General features: G+C 54.1%; 20 protein-coding genes. 4 read left to right on the forward strand and 16 right to left on the reverse strand.

Annotation, left to right across the window (positions count from 1 at the left end):
• Positions 1–9: 9 nt before the first annotated feature.
• The 4 genes from WIH05_RS05310 to WIH05_RS05325 all read right to left on the reverse strand — a co-directional run bounded on the left by WIH05_RS05310 (position 10) and on the right by WIH05_RS05325 (position 6,217).
• Positions 10–2,211: a glycosyltransferase family 2 protein gene (locus WIH05_RS05310; RefSeq protein ID WP_022273909.1), complete on the reverse strand. Its 2,202-nt coding sequence runs from the start codon at positions 2,209–2,211 to the stop codon at positions 10–12.
• Position 2,212: 1 nt separating this feature from the next.
• The gene (locus WIH05_RS05315) at positions 2,213–3,181 is read right to left on the reverse strand and encodes a glycosyltransferase family 2 protein (RefSeq protein WP_022273908.1); all 969 of its coding nucleotides are present in this window, start codon (positions 3,179–3,181) and stop codon (positions 2,213–2,215) included.
• Positions 3,182–3,272: 91 nt separating this feature from the next.
• Entirely contained in the window at positions 3,273–4,220 is a 948-nt protein-coding gene (locus WIH05_RS05320) for an NAD(P)-dependent oxidoreductase (protein WP_022273907.1), read from the reverse strand.
• 20 nt (positions 4,221–4,240) lie between these two features.
• Entirely contained in the window at positions 4,241–6,217 is a 1,977-nt protein-coding gene (locus tag WIH05_RS05325; protein ID WP_022273906.1) for a thiamine pyrophosphate-binding protein, read from the reverse strand.
• 273 nt (positions 6,218–6,490) lie between these two features.
• On the opposite strand from WIH05_RS05325, the gene WIH05_RS05330 reads away from it, so the two are divergent.
• Positions 6,491–7,834 carry a cell wall-binding protein gene (locus WIH05_RS05330; RefSeq protein ID WP_215654694.1) on the forward strand — a complete coding sequence of 448 codons (1,344 nt, stop codon included), beginning with the start codon at positions 6,491–6,493 and terminating at the stop codon, positions 7,832–7,834.
• 60 nt (positions 7,835–7,894) lie between these two features.
• Here the strand turns inward: WIH05_RS05330 and WIH05_RS05335 are convergent, their stop codons facing one another.
• The 10 genes from WIH05_RS05335 to WIH05_RS05380 form a co-directional block, all read right to left on the reverse strand.
• The gene (locus tag WIH05_RS05335; RefSeq protein WP_022273904.1) at positions 7,895–8,041 is read right to left on the reverse strand and encodes a hypothetical protein; all 147 of its coding nucleotides are present in this window, start codon (positions 8,039–8,041) and stop codon (positions 7,895–7,897) included.
• Between the two features lie 115 nt (positions 8,042–8,156).
• Entirely contained in the window at positions 8,157–8,948 is a 792-nt protein-coding gene (locus WIH05_RS05340) for an HAD-IIB family hydrolase (RefSeq protein WP_337425069.1), read from the reverse strand.
• Positions 8,949–8,968: 20 nt separating this feature from the next.
• Positions 8,969–10,144 (reverse strand): trigger factor, encoded by a 1,176-nt coding sequence (tig, locus tag WIH05_RS05345; protein WP_022273902.1) that lies wholly within the window; start codon positions 10,142–10,144, stop codon positions 8,969–8,971.
• Positions 10,145–10,311: 167 nt separating this feature from the next.
• Positions 10,312–11,703: an aminopeptidase gene (locus WIH05_RS05350; protein ID WP_022273901.1), complete on the reverse strand. Its 1,392-nt coding sequence runs from the start codon at positions 11,701–11,703 to the stop codon at positions 10,312–10,314.
• An 87-nt stretch (positions 11,704–11,790) separates the two neighbouring features.
• Positions 11,791–12,243, reverse strand: coding sequence for a D-aminoacyl-tRNA deacylase (gene dtd, locus WIH05_RS05355; protein WP_337425070.1), 453 nt, complete (start codon positions 12,241–12,243; stop codon positions 11,791–11,793).
• Positions 12,240–13,013 (reverse strand): GTP pyrophosphokinase family protein, encoded by a 774-nt coding sequence (locus WIH05_RS05360; RefSeq protein ID WP_022273899.1) that lies wholly within the window; start codon positions 13,011–13,013, stop codon positions 12,240–12,242. The genes dtd and WIH05_RS05360 overlap by 4 nt, the downstream gene beginning before the upstream one ends.
• Positions 13,014–13,080: 67 nt before the next feature.
• Positions 13,081–13,977 (reverse strand): S1 RNA-binding domain-containing protein, encoded by an 897-nt coding sequence (locus WIH05_RS05365; RefSeq protein ID WP_022273898.1) that lies wholly within the window; start codon positions 13,975–13,977, stop codon positions 13,081–13,083.
• Positions 13,978–14,188: 211 nt separating this feature from the next.
• Positions 14,189–14,638 carry a hypothetical protein gene (locus tag WIH05_RS05370; protein ID WP_022273897.1) on the reverse strand — a complete coding sequence of 150 codons (450 nt, stop codon included), beginning with the start codon at positions 14,636–14,638 and terminating at the stop codon, positions 14,189–14,191.
• Between the two features lie 30 nt (positions 14,639–14,668).
• Positions 14,669–16,096: a HAMP domain-containing sensor histidine kinase gene (locus WIH05_RS05375; RefSeq protein WP_022273896.1), complete on the reverse strand. Its 1,428-nt coding sequence runs from the start codon at positions 16,094–16,096 to the stop codon at positions 14,669–14,671.
• The gene (locus tag WIH05_RS05380) at positions 16,093–16,797 is read right to left on the reverse strand and encodes a response regulator transcription factor (protein ID WP_337425071.1); all 705 of its coding nucleotides are present in this window, start codon (positions 16,795–16,797) and stop codon (positions 16,093–16,095) included. Before WIH05_RS05380 ends, WIH05_RS05375 begins: the two co-directional genes overlap by 4 nt.
• 377 nt (positions 16,798–17,174) lie before the next feature.
• Here WIH05_RS05380 and WIH05_RS05385 point away from each other — a divergent pair, with 377 nt between their 5' ends.
• Genes WIH05_RS05385 through WIH05_RS05395 form a run of 3 tightly spaced genes read left to right on the forward strand, consistent with a single transcriptional unit; the run spans position 17,175 to position 20,295 of the window.
• A complete protein-coding gene (locus WIH05_RS05385) occupies positions 17,175–18,620 on the forward strand; it encodes an amidohydrolase (protein ID WP_262427349.1) in 1,446 nt (481 codons plus the stop codon).
• 57 nt (positions 18,621–18,677) lie between these two features.
• Complete coding sequence (locus WIH05_RS05390; RefSeq protein ID WP_337425072.1) at positions 18,678–19,130, forward strand: GNAT family N-acetyltransferase; 453 nt, start codon at positions 18,678–18,680, stop codon at positions 19,128–19,130.
• Positions 19,131–19,140: 10 nt separating this feature from the next.
• On the forward strand, positions 19,141–20,295 hold the full coding sequence (locus tag WIH05_RS05395; protein ID WP_337425073.1) for a glycerate kinase: 1,155 nt from the start codon (positions 19,141–19,143) through the stop codon (positions 20,293–20,295).
• Positions 20,296–20,376: 81 nt separating this feature from the next.
• Here the strand turns inward: WIH05_RS05395 and WIH05_RS05400 are convergent, their stop codons facing one another.
• The gene (locus WIH05_RS05400; protein ID WP_337425074.1) at positions 20,377–21,033 is read right to left on the reverse strand and encodes a hypothetical protein; all 657 of its coding nucleotides are present in this window, start codon (positions 21,031–21,033) and stop codon (positions 20,377–20,379) included.
• Positions 21,034–21,335: 302 nt separating this feature from the next.
• Complete coding sequence (gene tuf, locus WIH05_RS05405; RefSeq protein ID WP_337425075.1) at positions 21,336–22,529, reverse strand: elongation factor Tu; 1,194 nt, start codon at positions 22,527–22,529, stop codon at positions 21,336–21,338.
• Positions 22,530–22,611: the final 82 nt, after the last annotated feature.

A 22,611-nucleotide genomic window follows, 5' to 3' on the forward strand; every position in this document is an offset into this window, starting at 1 on the left:
AAATTCCCGCTACTCTGCGGATTCCGGCAGCTCCAGCTTATACGGCTCTCCGATCTTCTCCTTTTTCAGATCCCGCAGGGAAAAATCAGACTTCCGCAGGGTCAGATTGGGATTATAGTACGGATCCCCGTTTTTCAGGATCTCCGGCCATCTCCTGGCAAAGACAGCCACCTCCCGGTTGAACCTGGCCACCTTCTCCGGCGTATCCTCCAGGCCCCGGGACTTGGACTCGTAATGGTGCAGCACCGCGTATGGAGCGTATACCACCAGCTTTCCCTGTTCCCGCACCTTCATGCAGTAATCAATATCATTGAAGGCCACAGCCAGCTCCTCAGTGAAGCCGCCCACTGCCTCAAACACTGATTTTTTGCTCATCATACAGGCCGCAGTGACGGCGCTGTAATCCTGGGCGCACATGGCCCGGTGGAAATAGCTGTTTTCCGCCTTATGGAGGCCGATAAAGGTATGGCCGGCGATGCCGCCGAAGCCGATGACCACGCCGGCGTGCTGGATCGTGTCGTCCTCATAAAGGAGTCTGGCTCCCACGATCCCCACGTCGCCCCGCTGGCAGAAGCCCAGCATCTCTTCCACAAAGTTCTCCGCGATCATCCCGATGTCGTTGTTCATGAACAGGAGATATTCTCCCTTTGCAAAGGTCACTCCGAAGTTGTTGATGGCGGAATAGTTGAACTCCCGCTCCCAGCGCACCACATGGACATTGGAAAACTCCTTCTGGATCTCCTCATAATACTGGAAGGTCTCCGGCTCTGCGCTGTTATTTTCCACCACGATAAATTCCAGGTTTTTATACGTCCCCTTCTGGAGCATGGGACGGATACAGGCGTCCAGGTCTGCCCGGTGGTCCTTATTGGGGATGATCACCGATACCAGGGGCTCTCCGTCCAGCTGGAACGTGGTATGATAGATCCCGTAATCCACACCCTTTTCTACCTTTTCCGCTTTTATCCCCATCCGCTCATAATGGGCCATGATGGCGCGGGCTCCTGCCTCAAAGGCATAGAGCTTGCTCTCCGGGTTGCTGGCCGTGGAATCCTGGTGACAGCGCCAGTGATATAAGACCATAGGGATGTGGACGATCCGCTCTGCCTGCTCCGTGCAGCGGAAAATGAAATCATAATCCTGGGCCCCGTCAAACTCCTGACAAAAGCCCCCGGTCTTTTCCACCAGCTCCCTCTTTGCTAAGAACAGGTGGCAGATATAGTTGACACTGGTTAAAAGGTCCGGGTTGAAATCCGGCTTAAAATGGGGATCAAATAAGGCTCCGCCGTCCATATCCAGCTTGTCCTCGTCGGAATAGAGCACATCTGCCCCCGGATTTTCGTTCACCGCCTTCGCGCACTCATACAGGGCATTTTCTGTTACGATATCGTCATGATCCGCCAGGACGATGTAATCTCCCTCTGCCATCTCCAGGGCCGCGTTGGTGTTTCCGGAGATGCCCAGGTTCTCTCCCAGGATTTTATACCGGATCCTGGAGTCCTTCCTGGCATATGCCTTTAAGATCCGCTCCACGCTCTCTCCGGCCGGACTTCCGTCGGCGATGCAGAGCTCCCAGTTTCCATAGGTCTGGGACAGGATGGAGTCCAGCATTTCCTTCAGATATTTTTCCGGAGTCTTATAAACGGGGATCACAATGGAAAACTTCGGCATATACGGGAATACGGCCTTCCGCTGGGCCTCCAGCTCCTCCGCTGAGGGCTTTGTCAGCTCCTGCCACTCGCTGTAATCATAATCGCTGTCGATCCCCTGGAGCTTATGCTTTGATTTCACGATCAGGGCCTTTAAGCCGTTTTCCTTAAAGAAATCCCAGGCCACATGGACCGTTTCCATGTTCATCAGGTCCAGGATCTTCTGGCGTCTCTTATGGGCCACGCTGGAACGCTTTGCGATCAGCTCCTCGTTATACCTTACCCGGACCTTCCTTCCGTCGCCGCTGATGACCAGATAATAGTCCCGTCCTCTCTCATAGGGAAACTGGATGTCAAAGCCCAGGTCCTGGTCCACGGTCTTTTTAAAGTAGATCTGGCTCACGTCGTCCCGCCTGGTGGACACGTATTTGAAATCCAGGGGCCTGTGGTCCCCGTCCTCTACCTCATATGTGATCTTCGATTCCGGCGTTTTTCCTATGGCCCATCCGTTGAGCTGGATGGCGTTCTCGCGGATACGCACCACGTCTACGCTATATTTCATATTACTCCTCTGATCCTGCTTCCCCGTCCTGTCCGCCGCCGAAGTTGATCCGCTCCTCCTCGATCACCAGAGGACGGTGCATGACGCGGGTGTTGATGCTCATGATATATTCGCCCAGAAGGCCAATGAAAAAGATCTGTACTGATCCCAGAAAGCACACGCCGATGAGAAGCGGCGCCATGCCGGCAGCAAAACGATCCCAGTATAACAGCTTCATCACCAGGTAGATGATGCCGATAACGAAGCTTGCAGCCGCACAGAACCCGCCAAAGAACGTCGCCAGCCGCAGCCCTGCCTTCGTATAAGAAGTGAAGCTCAGCATGGCCGCATCAAACAAGCGGTAAAAATTGTTATGGGTCTTTCCGGCCCGGCGTTTCGGCTGTTCGTAGGGGATCTCCTTCCGCTTAAAGCCCAGCTCCGCCACGATGCCGCGCAAAAACGGCGTCGGGTCGTCCAGGTTCCTTAACACCTCGATGAACTGGCGGTCGTAAAGGCCGGAGCCGGTGAAGTGCTCGATCTGCTCCACGTCAGAAAGACGGCGGATCAGCTTATAGTAGCAGCTCCTGAGCCAGTACATGAACGGATTCTCCTTGCTGCTGGTCTTGATGCCGATGACGATCTTATAGCCGTTCTCCCACTCATGGACATACTGGGGGATCAGCTCCACCGGATCCTGGAAGTCGGCCACCATGGAGATCACGCAGTCGCCTGTCACCTGGAGGATCCCATAATACGGCGAATTGAACTGACCGAAATTCCGGGCATTGAAAATAGCCTTGATCTTCGGGTTCTTTTTGCACAGCTCCCGCAGAAGAGGTCTTGTGCTGTCCGTGGAGTCGTTGTCAATGAACACCAGCTCATAGTCGTACATGGGAAGTTCGCGGGTAATGATGTCGATGACGGCATCGCTGATGGGTCCCACGTTTTCTTCTTCGTTGTAGCATGGGATCAATACGCTGATTTTTTTCATTTTGTGTCTGTCTCTTTCTTTTACTCGGCGTTTCGCCGTTTAGTACCTTTAGCTTTTATCATTGTATCCAAAAAAAAGGATTTGTCAATATTTATCGGCTTTCCAGGGTCTTTTTTATCCCTTCTCCAAAGGCCGTCTCCGGTTTCCAGCCGGTGATCCGGCAGATCTTTCCAATATCCGGGATCAGATTAACGGCCCCTTCGGCGTTCTCCTTCCTGTCTCCGTACAGGCAGTTTCCGCCTCCTTTGCAGAGCCTGTGGATCTCCTCCACGAACTCTTTTAATGGCCTGGTATCGTCCCCGGCCACGTTAAAGACCGGATTTCCGAGTCCCTCAAAGGCCGCTTCCGGCGTCTCCAAAAGCGCCCGCACCGCCTTTGCCAGATCGGTAATGTAAATAAAATTCCATTTCTGGGTGCAGGCCCCCAGAGAAAGGGCCGCATTTCCAGTAAAGGCGTCCAGGCAGGATTCCACCAGCGTCCACGGATGGTCGCCAGGACCGTAGGCACTGAAGATCCTGAGGTGGATATAGCGTATCCCCAGTTCCTTACAAAGCGCCTCTCCCTGTCTCCGCATCCGGAGCTTGGCTTCTCCATAGGCCGATCTGGGCGCGCATTCCGTTTCCTCCGTCATCCTGGTCTGATGCATTCCGTACTCCGCCTGGGAGCCGGAAAACAGGAACCGCCGGCAGCCCAGCGCCTTTGCAGCCCGGACCGTATCCAGGGAGGCCCGCAGATTTTCCTCCTGGAGCTGCTCCCCGGTCCTGGCCCCGCTTCCGGATCCGCCCCAGCCAAAATGACAGAAGGCGTCGCAGGAGCCCTGGATCTTCTCTGTCAGAAGCTCCGGGGCGGAAAGGTCATTTTCCACAATGTGCAGACGCCCCTCCCTTAAGGCATTTTTCCCGGCTTCCTGGCCGGTCAGTGTCTCCAGCTTCCTGGAGGACGGACGGACCACGGCGTACACCTCATGACCGTTTTCTAAAAGTTCCTGAATGGCAGCGGCGCCAACAAAACTTGTGGCGCCGGTGATAACGATTCTCATATACTTCTCCTAATGGGGCTTTACTGGGGCTTGATCATGGGAATGATCATGTTTTCTGCCAGCTCCTCTTCCGGAAGGAAGGGGGCCAGATCCTCCAGAGGCACGGAGACCATGGTTCCGTCCGGCAGCATCTTGGCAGCAGCCTTGGGTTCAAAATTCTGCTCCATATCCACAAAGATCTCACAGATCACAGGACCGTCTGTGGCCAGAGTCTGTTCCACAGCCTCTCCCAGCTGGGAATTGTGATGGGCGGCCACGTATGGATAGCCGTATGCCCAGGCCAGCTTCTCCATGGACGGGAAGCTTAAGTCTCCGCTGTCCACGCCGATGCCCACCAACGGCTCATGGAAGTGGGTCTTCTGGGTCTGGCGGATGGAATGATAGCCGCCGTTGTTGATCAGGAAGATCTTAATTGGCAGATGGTTGTGGATGATGGTCTGCAGCTCCTGCAGGTTCATCTGGATGCTGCCGTCGCCGGTCACCAGGATGATATCCTTTGTATGGTCTGCCAGACAGGCGCCGATGGCCGCCGGAAGGTCATAGCCCATGGAAGCGATGGCAGAGTTGCTGATGAACCGCTGCCCCTTCTTCATCTCGTAGGCATGACCGCCCACCACGCAGGGGGAACCGTTTCCGACCACAGTGATCTGATCCTCCTCAGCCCTTCTGCTGATCTCCTTGATGGCGGCATAGATGTTGGCCGGCTGATCCTCTCCGGCTTCATAGTGCTTCGGGAGCACCACCGGATATTTTTCCTTCCACTGCTGGCAGCGGGAGATCCACCAGTCCACAGCTTCCTTATCTTTGGGGCCTCCGTCTGCGGACACAGCCTCTACCTCCAGGACCATTTCCATCTTCTCCAGAAGATCCTTTACATCGGCATGGACCGGCATATCCACATGGACTGTGGGCTTCTTTAATTCCTCTGCATCGATATCATTATAGATCACATAAGCTTCCCTTGCCCAGGTCGGATAGTTGTAGCCCACCTGACGGATGGAAAGACGGCTTCCCAGGGACAGGAGAAGATCACAGTTTTGTACGGCGAAGTTTCCGGGACGGTCGCCCATATGGCCCGCCCGGCCCACATAAAGGGGATGGGAGTCGTACATGCAGTCCAGGCTGTTCCAGCCGGTGACCACCGGGATCCCCAGCATTTCAACCACTCTCTGGAATACGTCAAAGGCCTTTCCGATACGGATGCCGTTTCCGGCATTGATCACAGGACGCTTGGCCTCTCTCACCTTTTTCACGATCTCTCTGGCCAGATCCAGGGATACGGACGGCGGAAGCAGCTCTCTCTTTTCACCTTTTCCAGCCTCATCCTCTGGGATCATGGCAGGTTTTCCCTGGATCAGCTTTCCTGCACAGAGACCGCAGCCGTCGCAGCCGGAGCCATGGACGGACCAGCCGGTGCCGCCTGCCTCGTAATCGTTTTTATCAAAGCCCAAAAGCTCCTCTGTCTCCACATATGCTCCCTGGACGTTTAAGGGGATATCCAGCCAGCAGGGGCCGGGTCTTCCGGTCTGGGCCAGATACAGGGCCTTTTCCAGGCAGAAGCGGATCCGCATGGGATCGATGACCATTTCACAATATTTTGTCATGCAGTCAATGGCCTTTGTGATCTCAAACTCCTGGTCTCCCAGTGCGCGGATCCCAAGGCCTGTGCTCCTGGCTGTGGTATCGTAGCGGACCTGTCCGGACAGGATCAGCATGGGGATGGAATCCAGCCAGCCGCCCACCACGCCGGTGATGGCGTTGGTCCCGCCTGGTCCTGTGGTCACGCAGACCGCAGCGATCTTATTGTGGATCCTGGCGTAGCATTCCGCCGCAATGGCACACGCCTGCTCATGGTGGTTAAAGGTGCAGTGGAGGCCCGGCTCATGGCCCAGGCCGTCGTCCAGATGCATGGCCCCGCCTCCGGTGACCATGAATACATCAGAAATCCCCTCATCCACCAGCTTCCTTGCAATGTAGTCGGAAACTTTCATTCTCATAAAAACGTATACTCCTCTCCAGCGCACTGCGCCTGTACATGATATACCTGTTCCTTCAGACACGCGGTACAATGTCCGCTTTGCAGACATTGTACCACATCACACCCGTCCAGTCCAGTCATTCATTGCAGGGGCTCCCGGTATCTGTCACAGACTGGCAGCTCTGCCAGCAACCCTCACTGGATTTCTCCCATAAACCGCTGTTATAATCACCGCGTAAGGAACAACCGCCCGCATTTTCTGGTGCGGACCACAAAAAGGAGAGAATCGATTATGAAAAAACAGACAAAATATTTTGCAGTTCTGTCTGCCGCTGCCATTATGGCCCTGACCCCTGCCTTTTCCGGCCTGGACCACACAGGCAGGGTACTGGCCGCTTCTTATGGCTGGACTGAGGAAAACGGCCAGCTGGCCTACTACGATGAGGACGGGTATCTCACCACGGATTCCTGGAGAAAGAACGGAGACGACTGGTATTATCTGGACGAGGAGGGCTCCATCGCCAGAAACCAGAAGATCGACGATTATTACGTGGGGGAAGACGGAAAAATGGTGAAAAACACCTGGGTGGAGCTCCAGAATGAGGACGAAATGGACTCCCCGGAAACTCCGGCTTCATATTGGTACTATTTTGATAAAAACGGAAAATCTGTTATTTCTAAATGGATAAAATTAAATGAAAATTGGTATTATTTCAACGAATCCGGCCACATGGCCACTGGTAAGACCGTCATCGACGGAGCCGTCTATTACCTGGGCGGTGAAACCGACGGACGCATGAAGACCGGCTGGGTGAAGCTGGAGGAAAACGCTTCCAGTCCCGGAGCCTCCGAAAGCTGGCATTATTTTAATTCCGATGGAAGGATGGTAGAAAACCAGTATGACAAAAAGATCGGCGACGACTATTATACCTTCATCGACGGGAAGATGCAGACGGGCTGGGTGAAGATGCCGGAAACAGAGGTTTCCACAGACAGCAACGCCGCCTCCGCCTCCATTGCGGATTATCAGTATTATGGAAAGGACGGCGACGGAAAACGTGCCGAGGGATGGCGGATCATGGAAGGGATTCAGGGGATCCATCAGACAGACGAGACCTTTACCTTCTATTTTAAAGAAGGCCGCCCATATCACGCCTCCAGAAAAGGAAACGAGCTTTTTACGATCCAGGGAAAAAAATATGCGTTCAACGAGCTGGGTGAAATGCAGACTGGCCGCCAGGTCGTAAACCTGGAAGGAGACTCCATCGCCAACTTCTTCTTTGGCGACGACGGCGTCATGAAGACAGGAAAGCAGAATATCTATAATGAAGAAACTGGAGAGACCGAAAGCTGGCTCTTCCACACGGATGGTGAGAAAAAGGGCCAGGGCTACCACGGACTGAAGGACAACGTGCTCTATGTCTACGGAAAACGTCAGGACGCGCCTGCGGACCAGCGGTATGCTCCCGCAGACTTAAACGGAACCTCTTATCTTGTTAATACCACCGGAAATATCCAGAGAGCCTCCTCTTCCTCCACCTCCTCTGAAAAGCCGGAGCTGGGACGGGGGCATAAAGACTTCAAAGACGCCAACGGAAAGATATGGGTCACCGATACCAACGGGATCATCCGCTGATCCGTTCCAGAAAGGGGCTGCTGCCATACAGGTCAGCGCCCCTTTTCCCATTTCAGTCATTCATCGTCTGGCTTCAACAATATAGCAGCTGATCAGCCGGTTCAGCGTGATCTGCATCTGTTTCAGGATGGCATGAAGCTTTTCGTTGTCTGCCCGGAGTTTTCTGTTCTCATACTCCAGAGCAGCAAGCCGTTCCTCCATTCTCATCGTCTGGCCCCCTTCGCATTCGTCATGTGCGCAAGCCTATCTTAATACATTTCTTTCATTAAGTGAAGGAAAATCGCTCGCAATTTTCGACATAAATTATATTTTTTTATTGAAATTAGACAATTTTAAGTTTCTCGAAAGCGAATGCAATTCCATCATCTTCCACATTTCTCGTGATAAAAGATGCATAGGGTTCCAGGATCCTGTCATGCTGCCCCATGATCACCGAATGTCCGGCATACTGGATCATAGCCAGATCGTTGGCGCTGTCTCCAAAGGCATAGGATTCCTCCCGGGGGATCCGGAAATACTTCAGGATAAATTCCATGGCCGTGGCCTTGTCATAGCCTGCGGGTACACATTCATAAAGCCCGCGTCCCCGGTCTATGTACGCCATATCCGGAGCCAGGGATCTTAAGAATCCGTCCACATCACTCTTTTCATCTGCCAGAACACAGAATTTATCAAACTCCGCCGCTTCCTTCTTCCAGTCCCACGGACGGACCACACCACTTTTTATAAACAGCTCCTTGACCCGCTCCATCTCCTCCAGACGGGAAACCTGGCTCTGTACGGCACAGCCCTCCGGCCCTTCCAGGATCCCATCCAGATCATGGGTCAGGATGCTCTTCTGGAGCTCCAGCCTCCGCTCTCTCCCGATCACATGGTGGAGGACCTTTTTCCCCTGGATCTCCAGGTATGTACCGCAGCCGCAGAGGTAACCGTCCACCGGGAGAGCCGCCTCCACCTCCTGCATCAGGCACCTGGCCCGTCCAGAATTGATAAATACCAGATGGCCCGCCCGGCGCGCCTGGGCAATGACCCGGGCCGCGCTTTCCGGCAGCTCCTTTTTATGATCGCTCAGAAGCGTTCCGTCAATATCAAAAAATAAGGCTTTTCTTTTCATATGGTATCCGCATCCATTTCCTAAGGAGCCGTCGTCTCTGCTGCCTGGGATTCTGTATGGCCTTCCACAGTCTCCCCTGCCCCGGCAGGCGCTCCCTGTACGGCATTGTCGATCAGATAGTAATACGCGGCTCCCATCTGGAACAGACGGTTGGCAGACTCCTCCCCGTAGGTGGAGACCATCTCTTCGGCGTCGGCAAAATAATTCATCTGGGCCAGCTTATCCTTTTCCTCATCCGTAGCCTTGATCCCCTCGGCTTCAATAATGGCGTTGAGCACCATCTCCTGCTTCACCAGGTTCTCCGCAGTGGCCCGTAAGCCCGCCTTATCGGTCTGAAGGAACATACTTAAGAACTCCTCCAGCTCCATTCCATACTGGCCTGCATAGGCAGTGTATGTGGTCACAAGCTGGTCATACATATCGTCCACAGCGTCAGGATCGCAGGTGACCTTGGAATTTTCAATGGCCTGGTTTAAGAGCTCGCTTCCAGCCTCATTAAAGAAATTGCTCTCCGCCTGGTTTTCGAGGCCGCCATACACCTGGCTCCTTAACTGGTCCAGGGTAGCGTTCTCGTCGTCCATAGCTCTTTTTGCCAGAGCATCATCAATGGCGGTCTCCTCTGCGTTCTTAATGGCATTCAGGGTCACATGGAATACCACTTCCTGTCCCGCCAGATCTGCACTCTTATAATTTTCCGGGAATGTGAGGTTCAGGTCTTTTTCCTCTCCCACGTTCATTCCCACAACGCCGTCCTCAAAACCGTCGATGAAGGTGCCGCTTCCCAGGGCCAGGTCAAAGCCCTCCGCAGTCCCGCCGGAAAAGGCCTCGCCGTCCTTGGTCCCTACGTAGTCAATATTGGCCACATCGCCCAGTTTAGCTGCACGTCCGGTGACCTCCGCCGGATACTGTCCCTTCAGGTTTTCCAGCTCCGCCTCCAGGTCCTCGTCGGTCACTCCAGCCTTCACGGCCGTAAGGGTCAGCCCCTTATAATTTCCCAGCTCCAGGCTGGCCTCATCGGTCAGCTCCTCCTCCGATTTTGTTTCACCAGAGGCAGTCCCGCTCTCCTGGCTTCCCGCCGTCTCTCCGGCCGCTGCCGCCGTTGTCTCTTTATCCGTACCTCCGCTCTTGCATCCAGACATGACCATGGCTGCCATGGCGATCACAAAACCGGCTGTTATAAGTTTTCTTTTTATCATTTTTCTCAATTCCTTTCATGGCTGTTCAGCCGATTTTACCATAAACAGAAAGGGAAATAAAGGGATTTCATAGAATTTTAAGATACACAGCTGAACTGCCGCATTCAGAAACAGATCCCCTCCCCAGAGGAAAAGAGTCGTCCTCGGGGAGGGGCATATGTCCCGTCTTATTTGTAGAATGCCTTAAATGCTTTATAAGTGTTGTAAACATCCAGCTTAGAGGCCAGCTCAAAGGGAGCGTGCATGGAAAGGATCGGAACTCCCAGATCCACCACATCCACATCCATATGGGCCACAAACTGGGCGATGGTTCCGCCGCCTCCCACGTCCACGGCTCCCAGCTCGCCGGTCTGCCAGTATACGCCGTTTTCATCCATGATCTGGATCACCTTGGCCATGGTCTCTGCGCTGGCGTCGTTGCTGCCGGATTTTCCTCTGGCTCCTGTATATTTTGTGAGAACACAGCCCTTATTGATGGCGCTGGAGTTTCTCTCCTCGTATACGGAGGCAAAGGTGGGATCGTATGCTGCGTTCACATCGGAGGACAGGCACAGGGACGCCCTTAAAACTGTTTTCAGATCTGCACCGGCTGTCTGGCACAGATCCTCAATGATATGGAGCACGAAATCGGAATTGAGGCCAGTGTTTCCGGCAGAACCGATCTCCTCCTTGTCAGCCAGGATCGTCAGCGTCGTATGAGCCGGGGCCTTTGTCCCCGTTTCTGCCATCAGAGCCGTATAGGCGCAGACTCTGTCATCCTGTCCGTAAGCGCCCACCAGGCTCCTGTCCAGGCCCACATCCACAGCCTTGTAAGCCGGTACCATTTCGATCTCCGCTCTTGTAAAGTCTTTTTCTGTGATCCCGTACATTTCATTTAACAGCTTCATGGCCATAAGCTTTACGGGAGTCTTGATCTTCTCGTCATCCTCGCCCATGAACGGGATGGAGCCGACAATGATGTTTAACTCTTCGCCCTTTAAGCCCTCGCCCAGCTTTCTTCCATTCTGCTCAGAGGCCAGGTGGGGGAGAAGGTCTGTGATGCAGAACTGGGGCTCTCCTTCTTTTTCACCGATGGAGATCTCCACCATCTCGCCGTTCTTCTTTCCAACCACACCGTGCATAGCCAGCGGAGTGGCTCCCCACTGGTATTTGCGGATCCCGCCGTAGTAGTGGGGCTTTAAGTAAGCGATATCGGCCTGCTCAAACAGCGGATTGGGCTTTAAGTCCAGTCTGGGGGAATCGATGTGGGCACCGTTCATTCTAAGGCCCTCCTCCATCCCCAGGGTTCCGAAGGTGGCTGCAGCCAGGGCTTTTTTCCGGTTGTTCCAGTATACCTTGTCTCCAGCCTTGTAGGAGGCCTTGGGATCAAATTCCCGGTAGCCGGCCTTTTCTAAAAGCTCCACTGCGGCCTTTACGCATTCTCTTTCAGTCTTTCCGGCGTTTAAGAACGCCTTATAGCCCTCACAGAAGGCGGAAGCCTCCTCTCTCTCTGCGGGAGCCTCCTTTGCAATGTGGGGGGCTTCCCATAAAAGCTCTTTCTCTAAATCTTTTCCATTCATGATGCTCTCTCCTCTTTTCTCTTTATCTGGATCGTAACCTGTATGTTCTTATGGTCCGCACAAGCTGTGTGCAGACCCGCCAGACCGCTATTTAAACAGCTCCCTGCTGTCCAGCATCAGTGTGAAGGGCCCGTCGTTCACCAGGGATACCTTCATATCTGCGCCGAATCTTCCATGCTCCACCCTATCCACATGGGTCCGGCACCGGTCCATGAAATATTCATAAAGCCGGTCTGCCTCTGCCGGCGCTCCCGCTCCGATGAAGCTGGGACGGTTTCTCTTCCGGCAGTCTGCATACAGGGTGAACTGGCTCACCACCAGCACCTCCCCTCCCACATCCTTTAAGGACAGGTTGGTCTTTCCATTTTCATCCTCAAAGATCCTTAATTTACAGATCTTATCTGCCATTTTATCTGCGACGGCCTCGTCGTCCTCGTCGGATACGCCAAGGAGGATAAAAAATCCCTTTCCAATGGATCCGATCACCTCCCCGTCCACGCGGACGGACGCTTCCGTAACTCTCTGAAGTACAGCCTTCATGCCTTTCCTCCGTTTTCCGGTTCCGTGCCCTGTCCCGCCTTCTGTCCTTCCACGATCTCCCGCGCCCGCTGGGCCTGCTGCCTGGCCTCCTCCTGGAGACGCTCTTCCTCCAGCTTCTTTTCGGCCTCTTCTCTCCGGGTCCGGCCGATCTCCATGATCGCCTGGTTCAGGGAAAACATTTTTGCATCCAGCATATCCACCATATCGGCGCAGGCCTTCAGCTCTGTTTCCAGATAATCCGGCGGGTTTCCTTCAAATTTATATGCGATCTTGTGCTCCAGGGAAGCCCAGAAATCCATTGCAATGGTGCGGATCTGGATCTCGACCTTTGTATCCATCTTTCCATCGGTCAGATATACCGGGATCGTCACCACCATATGATAGCTCTTGTAGCCGTTGGATTTGGGATACTTGATGTAGTCCTTCACATGGAGCACCGTGATATCTGCCTGCCGGGCGATCATATCCGCAATGGGATAAATATCCGACATGAATGAGCAGATGATCCGGATCCCTGCGATATCGTTTAAGTATTCCACCATATTATCGATGGTAACGTCAATGCCGTCGTTCTGAAGCTTTTTCACAATACTGGACGGCGTTTTCAGCCGGGATGTGATATGTTCGATGGGGTTATAATTATACAACTGGATGAACTCATTGTTCAGGATCTCGATCTTGGTGTTGATCGATTTCAGCGCAGAGCTGTATAAAAACATGGTCGTTTTCCACTGGTCCACCTGTTCAAAGGATTTTGGATCTTTTGTCATACTGCTGCCCCCTCTCTGCACAGGGCAGGAAACTGCTTCCTATTTTCTTATATTCTGTTTCCTGGTCTTATAACTTGATATTCTTTAAAAGAGCGGCAAGGCCTGTGCTTGCCTGGCCTTCTTCTTTATAATCGTAGGTGCTGTGGGATTCAGCCTCTGCCGTTTCCTCTGCCAGTACCTTCATGCTGAGGCTGATCTTATTGTCAGCAGTGGAAAGGATCTTCACCCTTACCTCCTGGCCTTCCTTTAAGACAGCTCCCGGATGCTTGATCCTCTGGGTGCTGATCTGGGAGATATGAAGCAGGCCTGTGAGGCCGTTCTCCAGGGCCACGAAGGCGCCATAGGGCTTTATGGTCTCCACTGTACCATTCATAACAGCTCCCACCTCACACTTTTCGATCTTCCTGTTTGTTTCCGCCTGTTTTTTCTCCCGGGCCGGTTCCCGTCCTGAAAGCACCAGACGGCGTTCCTCCTCATCAGCAGTGATCACGGTCACCTCAATGGTCTTTCCATCCCACTCCTTTAAGTCCTCCACATACTCGTCAGACAGACGGGACGCGGGGATAAAGCCGCGGATCCCCTCCAGATACGCAACGGCTCCGGCATTGACCACCTCGCTGATCTTTACCTTAACAACGGTACGCTCCTCCATCAGCTTCTTTAATTTATCCCAGGCCAGGACTGCGTTGGCCTCTTTCTTTGAAAGGACCATATTTCCTTCGCCGTCGTTGGTAGCCATCACCGTTGCGGTGATCTCATCTCCGGGGTGGACCGCTTCCTGCATATTAAAATCCGGATCCTCGCTCAGATCCTCTTTCCGGATCACTCCGTCCGCGTAGGTCTTAAGGTCCACGATCACCTGGTCCTCGGTCACGTCGATCACTGTACCTGTGACCACGTCGCCCACTCGTATTTTCTTAAAGGAGGCTTCCAGCTCTTCCCTGAAATCGTCCATTGTTTCCATACTGTTACCTTCTTTCTTCTTATCTGCATGCGCCGCAGGCGGTCCTCCTTCCGGCCGGCCGGATACTGCGCTACTTCTATTTAATCATACTTTGTCTTATATTTCCAGTGTTTTAAGAGATAAAATTGTGCGGAATACACAAAATGGCCGCAGAGTGCCGCCACTCCACAGCCATTTTATCTTTTCAGTATCCGCTCTGTTCTGTCTCGGCCTACTTTTTCAGCAGCTTTTCCACGTCCTTCCAGAGCTTTTTTACCTCTTCCTGATCCTCCAGCCGGTCTTTCTGGATCCGGATGATATTCTCCAGAGCCGCATTGGCTCCCTCCGCATTCAGCTTCTTATCACAGGTCTTTTTCGCCTTTGTATACGGATCCATACTCTCCTGGTCCTTTTCCTGGTCCTCCTGGAGCTTCTGGATCTTATCCACCAGCTTTTTCGCCTCTTCGGGTTTGTTTTCTGCTTCCAGCCAGTTTAAAAGGGACTCCTTGTTCTCTGCGCTGATCTTATCCAGTGCGATACTGCCCTTTAACATCTCTTTCATATTATCGGCAGTCGCATCCTCGTATTTTACCTGTTCCTCATCCGTCTCCGCTGCGAATCCGGTGACAGGAACAGAAAGAAGGCAGAGCAACAGGCTGAAAATAAAGAATATCCTTTTCATTCCGCTTCCTCCTTTATATGTTCCATAGTATCACATTTCTGTCCTCTCGTCTGGGGCAAAGCTGCGGCAATCCTGCGGCAGTGTGATCTCAAATTCTGCGCCCTTCTGTGTGTCTGCCGCACGCACGCTGCCGCCCATGTACTCCAGGGAGCACCTTGCAATGGCCAGACCCAGTCCATGGTTTCCGCCCTTGCCCTTGTAGAACCGGTCAAACAGATGCTCCGTACCGCCCTCTGGAAACCCAGGCCCGTCGTCGGTCACCGTAATAAGGATATCCCCCTCCTTTTCCCGCACCGCCACAGCCACCTGGGTCCCAGCATACCGGATACAGTTGGACATCACATTGGAGAACGCCCGCTCCAGGAGCATGGCGTCAGTAATGATCTTATGCTCCTCCCCCGGCTGAAATACCAGCTTTATGTTTTTTGAGTAGGCAAAGCCCTCCAGACACTCCAGCCGCTCTTCGATGAAGCCGTTGACTGCCAGCTCCACCGGAACCACCTGGTATCTAAGCTGGTCCATCCTGGTCAGCGTAAGGATCCCGTCCACTACCTCTGTGAGCCGGGTGCTCTCATCCAGGATCACGGAGGCCGCCTGGGCCACATCCTCAAATACCCCGCACTGGATCCCCTGGGCATAGCCGCTGATGGACATGAGCGGCGTCCGAAGCTCATGGGAAGCGTTCTGGAAAAATGTGCGCTCCGCCTGGTCTGCCTGGGCCAGCTTCTCCTGCATATGGTTGATCTCGCCCTCCAGCTCGCACAGCTCCTTCACCGTGGCCCCGGTCTCCACTCTCTTGAATTTTTTCTCACCGATCCCCCTGGCGGCTTCACAGAGCCGCTGGACCGGTACGGAAATACTGCCGGCCACCAGCCAGAATAAGGCGATGGCAGCGGCGGCGATGACGCTCATGGTCAGAAGCACCACCCGTGTGATCTGATCCATCATGGCCGTTGTGTCATGGACCGGACAGTACAGGAGGATGTGGCGCACCTTCTGGTCCTTTTCCCGTTCTGAAGGCGTCACATACTTATAATATAGAAGATATTCCTTTTCCTCTATGGTCTCCTCCAGGATCTTATCCTGCTCCCAGAAGCTTTCATCATCTGTGGCCGCATTCAGAAAGGCCGAGTAGATCTGGGACATATCCGCCTGGTCGTCAAAGTTTTTTGGATATACCACCCGGTATTTCTCACTGACCACAAGCATCCGGGCCTCCCCGGCTCCGGTCTGGACCGCATCCCTCAGACGGCTTAAGACCGTATCCCCTTCTTCGCCGTCCTCCGGCTCCTCCAGGACCCCATCCACAGTCCTTACCATCGCCTCCAGGTCCCTGCGGGCGTTGAAGTTCATATGGACCTCCAGGGAATACCGGAGTGTCGCCCAGGTAGCCAGAGGAAAGCCGATCAGAAGGATCACCACCGGGAGGAAGATCTTCATGCGGATACTCAGCTTCATTCATCGCCTCCGGCCGTCAGTCTGAACCCATATCCCCATACAGTTTCGATCTTCACTGCACTGTTCTGTTCCTTCATTTTTTTCCGCAGGCGCTTCACCATATCGTCCACCGCCCTGGTGTCCACCTCTTTGCTGTCCACCTTCCACAGGGCCTTTAACAGGTCATCCCGGCTGGCAGCGTGCTCCGGATGCTCCAGCATATGACGCAAGAAATCGAATTCCAGGGGAGTCAGGGCAAACTCCTCTCCCTTAAGGCTAGCAGTCCTCCTGCCCGGGTACAGGACGATGTCCCCCAGCTCCAGGTTCTCGCTGTTTTCCTCCTCCTGGCCGGAAAAAGCGTCCACCCGGCGGAACAGGGCCTTGACCCGGGTGACCAGCTCCAGCGGAAGAAACGGCTTCACCAGATAGTCGTCACTTCCCAAAGTGATCCCGGTGATCCGGTCCAGAGGAGAGTCCTTGGCCGAAACGATAATGATCGGCACATGACTCTTCTGCCGGATCCTGGTACATACGGTCAGCCCGTCCATTCCCGGCATCATCACGTCCAGGATACAGAGATCCGGCATCTGCTCCTCACAGGCCGCCAGGATCGATTCCCCGTCCTCAAAGCATCTTACCTCAAAGCCCTCTTTTTCCAGAAAATTCTGGATCAGAAAGCAGATATTTTTTTCATCGTCAGCCACGTAGATCCGTTTTGCCATTGGCATTCCTCCTTTTTCCAGAGCCGGCTCCTCATCTGTCCATCCATCGGACACGGTACCCCTCCGGGGGAATTGTGCGCCTGGATTCCTGCGGTGTGCGCAGAAACCAGATGCGCGATGGTATAATGTCTGTTATCTCAGACATTATACCATTTTGGCAGTCCCTGGTAAATGGCTGCCGCAGGATTGCCGCAGAAATCGCCGCGGCGGCCCGGAGCTGAATTGTCAGAAATCCTGCCTCCGCTCACTGGTGGGCCAGTAAACAGTCTCATCCGCAGGCCTATTGAAAGCCGATTGAAAGTTTCATCTTATTATTTACTTAACATGGATCTGGTTTTATAATAGATTCTATAATGTGTACAGAAAGGACGGAATATATGATGAAAGACCTGGAGTTTCTCGAACATGTCATCGACCAGAAATCCCAGATGATCCTGGACGCCAACGACAGGATCTGGGAATACGCGGAGCTTGCCTACCATGAGACCCGTTCTGCGGACCTCCTCTGCCAGATCCTGAAGGACGAGGGCTTTTCAGTCACCACTGGAGACGCCGGGATCCCCACCTGCTTCACAGGAACCTTCTCCTACGGTTCCGGAAAGCCGGTCATGGGCATCCTGGGGGAATATGACGCTCTCTCCTCCCTGAGCCAGAAGGCCGCCTCCCCCCGGAAGGAGCCGGTGGAAGCCGGAGCGCCTGGCCACGGCTGCGGGCACAGCGCCCTGGGCACCGGTTCCCTGGCCGCCGTACTGGCTGTAAAGGAATATCTGGTGGAAAATAAAAAGGACGGCACCATCATCTACTTCGGCTGCCCCGCCGAGGAAGGCGCCGGATCCAAACAGTTCATGGCCCGGGCCGGGATGTTCGACAACGTGGATTTTGTATACACCTGGCATCCAGCCACCATCAACGCCGTGGAATGCAATCACAGCAATGCCATCATGGGAGCAAACTTTGAGTTTAAAGGCGTCTCCTCCCATGCCGGCGGTTCTCCCCATCTGGGCCGCAGCGCCCTGGACGCCGCGGAGCTCATGAACGTGGGCTGCAATTATCTGCGGGAGCATATGATCCCGGAGGCCAGGATCCACTACGCCTACATTGACGCAGGAGGGACCGCCCCCAACGTGGTCCAGGACCATGCCGTGATCCGCTATGAGGTCCGTTCTCCATGGGTCTCCCAGGTAAAGGATCTGTTTGAGCGTGTGAAAAACGTGGCCCGGGGCGCCTCCATTATGACCGATACCACTGTGGACTGCGAGCTGGCCATGGCCTTCACCGAATATATCCCCAACAACGCCCTGGCCGCCGTCGCCGACGAATGTATGAAGGAGGTAGGCGCGCCTAAATGGGATGAGGACGACTACGCCATGGCCCGGGAATTTTTAAATACCTACCCGCCGGTGACCATGGAAAACATCAAAAGCCAGATCATCGAGGTCTTCGGTGAGGACCGGCTGGAGGAGATCCTGGAACGGCCCCTGGATTCAGAGATCCATCCCTTTAATCCCGACAAGATCAAGCTGACTGCCGGCTCCACCGATGTGGGCGATGTGGGCTATGCGGCTCCCACCCTGAATATCAACATCGCCACAGCCTGCATCGGCAATGTGGGCCATTCCTGGCAGATGGTTGCCCAGACCTGCAGCCCCCTGGCCCATAAGGGCCTTTTAACCGCCGCCAAGGTCATGGCTCTGGCCTGTGTCCGCACCATGGACCGGCCGGACGTCATCGAAGCGGCCAAAAAGGAGGTCACAAAACGCAACGGCGGCCATTACACCTGCCCGCTGCCGGACAGCGTAATGCCTCCACTGGATACATATTAGGATCCATTCTCACGGCCTGCGGAAAAACGCGGGCCGTGTGCAAAAGGAGGAAAATCCATGATCATCCGTCCCTATCAGCCAGAGGACTGCGAGGCCCTGGCCCGCTTATTTTATGAGACGGTCCACACGGTCAACGCAAAGAATTACACCGAGCAGCAGCTGAACGCATGGGCCACAGGAACCGTAGACCTGGAAGCGTGGGACCGCTCTTTGACGGCGCATTTTACTCTGGTGGCTGAGGAAAACGGCGTTATTACCGGATTTGGAGACATGGATCCCTCCGGATACCTGGACCGGCTGTACGTCCACAGGGATTTCCAGGGAAAAGGCATTGCCTCTGTCCTCTGCGACCGGCTGGAGTCGTCTGTTTCCGGTCTCATCACCACCCACGCTTCCATCACCGCCAGACCCTTTTTTGAAAAACGGGGCTACCGGCTCATAAAGGAACAGCAGGTGGAACGCCAGGGCATCCTACTTACCAACTTTGTTATGGAAAAGCAACAATCTTAAGGAGAGTATTATGAATATTACCATTGCCATTGATTCCCTGAAGGGCAGCCTCTCTTCCCTGGAGGCCGGCCATGCCATTGAAGAAGGGATCCGGCGTGTATACAAAGACGCCGCTGTAAACGTCCGGCCTTTGGCCGACGGAGGGGAAGGGACCGTGGAGGCCCTGGCCTGCGGCATGGGAGGCACCCTGGAAACAGTAACCGTCACCGGTCCCATGGGAAGGCCTGTGGACTGCCAGTATGGCATCCTTCCGGAAAGCGGCACGGCTATCATTGAAATGTCTGGAGCCGCCGGGATCACCCTGGTTCCGGATGCAGAAAAGGATCCTATGAAAACCACCACCTTTGGGGTCGGTGAGGTGATCCGGGCTGCCATCCAGAAGGGCTGCCGCAGATTCATCGTGGGCATCGGCGGCAGCGCCACCAATGACGGAGGCGCAGGAATGCTCCAGGCCCTGGGATATGGGATCCTGGACCGGGACGGAAACCAGATCCCTCCGGGAGCCCAGGGGCTGGCACAGATCGCATCCATCTCCTCCGAGCACGTCCTGCCGGAGCTTTCGGAATGTACCTTCCGGATCGCCTGCGACGTCAATAACCCCCTCTGCGGCCCCAGGGGAGCCAGCGCCGTCTATGGTCCCCAGAAGGGAGCCGATGAAGCCATGGTCCAGGTCATGGACCGGGGGCTTGCCCATTTTGCAGAGATCGCCGGGAAATGGAATCCCAAGGCAGACCCGGAGTTTCCAGGCACAGGAGCCGCCGGCGGACTGGGCTTTGCCTTTTTAACCTTCACCCGCGCAGTCCTGGAATCCGGGATCCAGATCGTTCTGGAGGAAACGAAGCTGCGGGAGTATGTGAAGGATGCCGACCTGGTGATCACCGGAGAGGGCCGTCTGGACGGCCAGACCGTCATGGGAAAGGCCCCTGTGGGAGTGGCCCGGATCGCCAAAGAATTCCATAAGCCGGTCCTTGCCTTTTCCGGCAGCGTCACCAGGGAAGCGGCAGCCTGCAACAATGCCGGGATCGACGCCTTTTTCCCGATCCTCCGCTCCGTCGTCACCCTGGAGGAGGCCATGGATCCAGAAAACGCCAGAAAAAATATGGCCGACACAGCCGAGCAGGTGCTCCGTCTGATCCAGGCGGTGCAGCCCATGCAGGCTCTCTGACACATATTTCTCTTTAAAAAGCAGCGGCCCTGGCTTCCAGGCGTCCGCTGCTTTTATTATGTCTGTTCTGATTACAGGTTCCTATTCTGACGGCCCTGTCCCGGATCCCAGCTCCCTATTTCCGGCTTCATCACCGCTGAAAAATTCGATCTGGTATTCCACAACGGCCCCCATTTCCTCGTACACATCGTATACGCTGTCTGCCTGGATCACAAATTCCTTTACGGCCCCATCGGGCCCGGTCTTTACCGTGTCCGTCCGGTTTATGGTCCCGGTCAGCTCCTTTCCCTCGGTTCCCGGAAATAGGCTCTGTAAGACCTTATGGCGGATCACATACCTGAGGCCATGGTCCTCCTGGTATTTCTCCACCTTCTGGACCTTCGTTTCCACTGGCTCCGTCCACAGGCCTCCCAGGAGCGTCTTAAGGGACAGCGTCTCTCCTTCCTTTACAGAGGGCTCCATGGAGGACTTATCGGGAAATCCCGCCAGCTGCATGGTCCTTCCTCCGGCATCCTCCTCCATTATATGAAGAAGCGTCAGGCTCCCATCCTTTTCCTTCTGAAACAGCTCCATCCGGTACCAGAACCCCCGTTCATCCGTACCGTACCATACCTTTGTGACAGCCGTGGATGATTCCGTACCCCCGGGTCTCTCCCCATTTTCGCCACCTGGAGCGTCTTTTGTCTCCCAGGCGCTTCCCGTGACCGTCTGGACATAGGCTCCCTCTGTGCGGCTCATGGTCTCCTCCCAGAGAGCATGGACCTCCCGGAGAGGGTCTTTTTTTAGAAAATACAGCACCAATGCCAGACCAGCAAAAAGCAGGATGGCCGCTCCTGTAATTTTTTCTCTTTCATGTTTTCCCCCTAAAAACGTTTTTCTGCTCCCGTGCAGCCGCTCCCAGCTCCACTCAACAGAAAAACCCCGGCAGCCTTTCGGCTCCGGGGTTTTCTTACGCTTGGACACCGGTATCCCGCCTGGGATACCTTCGGACTATTTATTTTCACAGGCGCGCATCAGCGCCTATGGATTTTTACCTAGAATTACTCGATGATTGTAGCAACTCTACCGGAACCTACGGTTCTGCCGCCCTCACGGATAGCGAAACGGAGACCCTGCTCCATAGCTACCGGATGGATCAGCTCGATCGTCATTTCTACGTTATCACCAGGCATGCACATCTCGGTACCAGCCGGGAGTTCGCAAACGCCTGTAACGTCAGTTGTTCTGAAGTAGAACTGCGGACGATAGTTGTTGAAGAACGGTGTATGACGGCCGCCCTCGTCTTTTGTCAGAACGTAAACCTGAGCTGTAAATTTCTTATGGCACTTTACAGAACCCGGTTTTACAAGACACTGACCTCTCTGGATCTCTGTTCTCTGAACACCACGAAGCAGAGCGCCGATGTTATCACCAGCCTGAGCCTGATCCAGGAGCTTACGGAACATCTCGATACCAGTTACAACTGTCTTACGAGTCTCTTCGCTGATACCAACGATCTCGATCTCGTCGTTGAGCTTCAGAGTACCACGCTCTACACGGCCAGTAGCAACTGTACCACGGCCTGTGATTGTGAATACGTCCTCAACCGGCATAAGGAACGGCTTATCTGTGTCACGAATTGGATCCGGAATGTAGCTGTCAACAGCATCCATTAACTCCATAACCTTGTCGCCCCACTCACCGTGCGGATCCTCAAGAGCCTTCAGAGCAGAACCCTGGATGATCGGTGTGTCGTCGCCCGGGAACTCATACTCGTTCAGAAGATCTCTGATCTCCATCTCAACCAGCTCAAGTAACTCAGCGTCGTCAACCATGTCGCACTTGTTCATGAATACAACGATGTACGGAACGCCTACCTGACGGGAAAGAAGGATGTGCTCTCTTGTCTGAGCCATAACACCATCAGTAGCAGCAACTACAAGGATAGCGCCATCCATCTGGGCAGCACCAGTGATCATGTTCTTTACATAGTCAGCATGGCCTGGGCAGTCAACGTGTGCATAGTGTCTCTTCTCTGTCTCGTACTCTACGTGGGAAGTGGAAATTGTGATACCACGCTCTCTCTCTTCCGGAGCCTTATCGATATTTTCAAAAGCAGTAGCTGTGTTACCGGCAACTCTCTCTGCAAGTACCTTTGTAATAGCTGCTGTTAAAGTTGTTTTACCATGGTCAACGTGTCCAATGGTACCAATGTTACAATGCGGTTTAGTTCTGTCAAACTTAGCTTTTGCCATTTTAAAACGTCCTCCTTAATTTGCGCCCATTGGGCTATTCTATTTAACTAGGCTGAATAATATTATATTCTATTCAGAAATG

The organism is Alitiscatomonas sp. (genome assembly GCF_037242085.1).
Lineage (GTDB): Bacteria > Bacillota > Clostridia > Lachnospirales > Lachnospiraceae > Alitiscatomonas > Alitiscatomonas aceti.

Excerpts from the sequence above, each read along its gene's own strand:
- WIH05_RS05325 (WP_022273906.1), bottom strand. The coding sequence starts at position 6,217 with ATGAGAATGAAAGTTTCCGACTACATTGCAAGGAAGCTGGTGGATGAG.
- WIH05_RS05385 (WP_262427349.1), top strand. The coding sequence starts at position 17,175 with ATGATGAAAGACCTGGAGTTTCTCGAACATGTCATCGACCAGAAATCC.
- WIH05_RS05365 (WP_022273898.1), bottom strand. The coding sequence starts at position 13,977 with ATGGAAACAATGGACGATTTCAGGGAAGAGCTGGAAGCCTCCTTTAAG.
- WIH05_RS05330 (WP_215654694.1), top strand. The coding sequence starts at position 6,491 with ATGAAAAAACAGACAAAATATTTTGCAGTTCTGTCTGCCGCTGCCATT.
- WIH05_RS05310 (WP_022273909.1), bottom strand. The coding sequence starts at position 2,211 with ATGAAATATAGCGTAGACGTGGTGCGTATCCGCGAGAACGCCATCCAG.
- tig (WP_022273902.1), bottom strand. The coding sequence starts at position 10,144 with ATGATAAAAAGAAAACTTATAACAGCCGGTTTTGTGATCGCCATGGCA.
- WIH05_RS05320 (WP_022273907.1), bottom strand. The coding sequence starts at position 4,220 with ATGAGAATCGTTATCACCGGCGCCACAAGTTTTGTTGGCGCCGCTGCC.
- dtd (WP_337425070.1), bottom strand. The coding sequence starts at position 12,243 with ATGAAGGCTGTACTTCAGAGAGTTACGGAAGCGTCCGTCCGCGTGGAC.
- tuf (WP_337425075.1), bottom strand. The coding sequence starts at position 22,529 with ATGGCAAAAGCTAAGTTTGACAGAACTAAACCGCATTGTAACATTGGT.
- WIH05_RS05340 (WP_337425069.1), bottom strand. The coding sequence starts at position 8,948 with ATGAAAAGAAAAGCCTTATTTTTTGATATTGACGGAACGCTTCTGAGC.
- WIH05_RS05315 (WP_022273908.1), bottom strand. The coding sequence starts at position 3,181 with ATGAAAAAAATCAGCGTATTGATCCCATGCTACAACGAAGAAGAAAAC.
- WIH05_RS05395 (WP_337425073.1), top strand. The coding sequence starts at position 19,141 with ATGAATATTACCATTGCCATTGATTCCCTGAAGGGCAGCCTCTCTTCC.
- WIH05_RS05400 (WP_337425074.1), bottom strand. The coding sequence starts at position 21,033 with ATGAGCCGCACAGAGGGAGCCTATGTCCAGACGGTCACGGGAAGCGCC.
- WIH05_RS05350 (WP_022273901.1), bottom strand. The coding sequence starts at position 11,703 with ATGAATGGAAAAGATTTAGAGAAAGAGCTTTTATGGGAAGCCCCCCAC.
- WIH05_RS05380 (WP_337425071.1), bottom strand. The coding sequence starts at position 16,797 with ATGGCAAAACGGATCTACGTGGCTGACGATGAAAAAAATATCTGCTTT.
- WIH05_RS05335 (WP_022273904.1), bottom strand. The coding sequence starts at position 8,041 with ATGAGAATGGAGGAACGGCTTGCTGCTCTGGAGTATGAGAACAGAAAA.
- WIH05_RS05390 (WP_337425072.1), top strand. The coding sequence starts at position 18,678 with ATGATCATCCGTCCCTATCAGCCAGAGGACTGCGAGGCCCTGGCCCGC.
- WIH05_RS05360 (WP_022273899.1), bottom strand. The coding sequence starts at position 13,013 with ATGACAAAAGATCCAAAATCCTTTGAACAGGTGGACCAGTGGAAAACG.
- WIH05_RS05375 (WP_022273896.1), bottom strand. The coding sequence starts at position 16,096 with ATGAAGCTGAGTATCCGCATGAAGATCTTCCTCCCGGTGGTGATCCTT.
- WIH05_RS05370 (WP_022273897.1), bottom strand. The coding sequence starts at position 14,638 with ATGAAAAGGATATTCTTTATTTTCAGCCTGTTGCTCTGCCTTCTTTCT.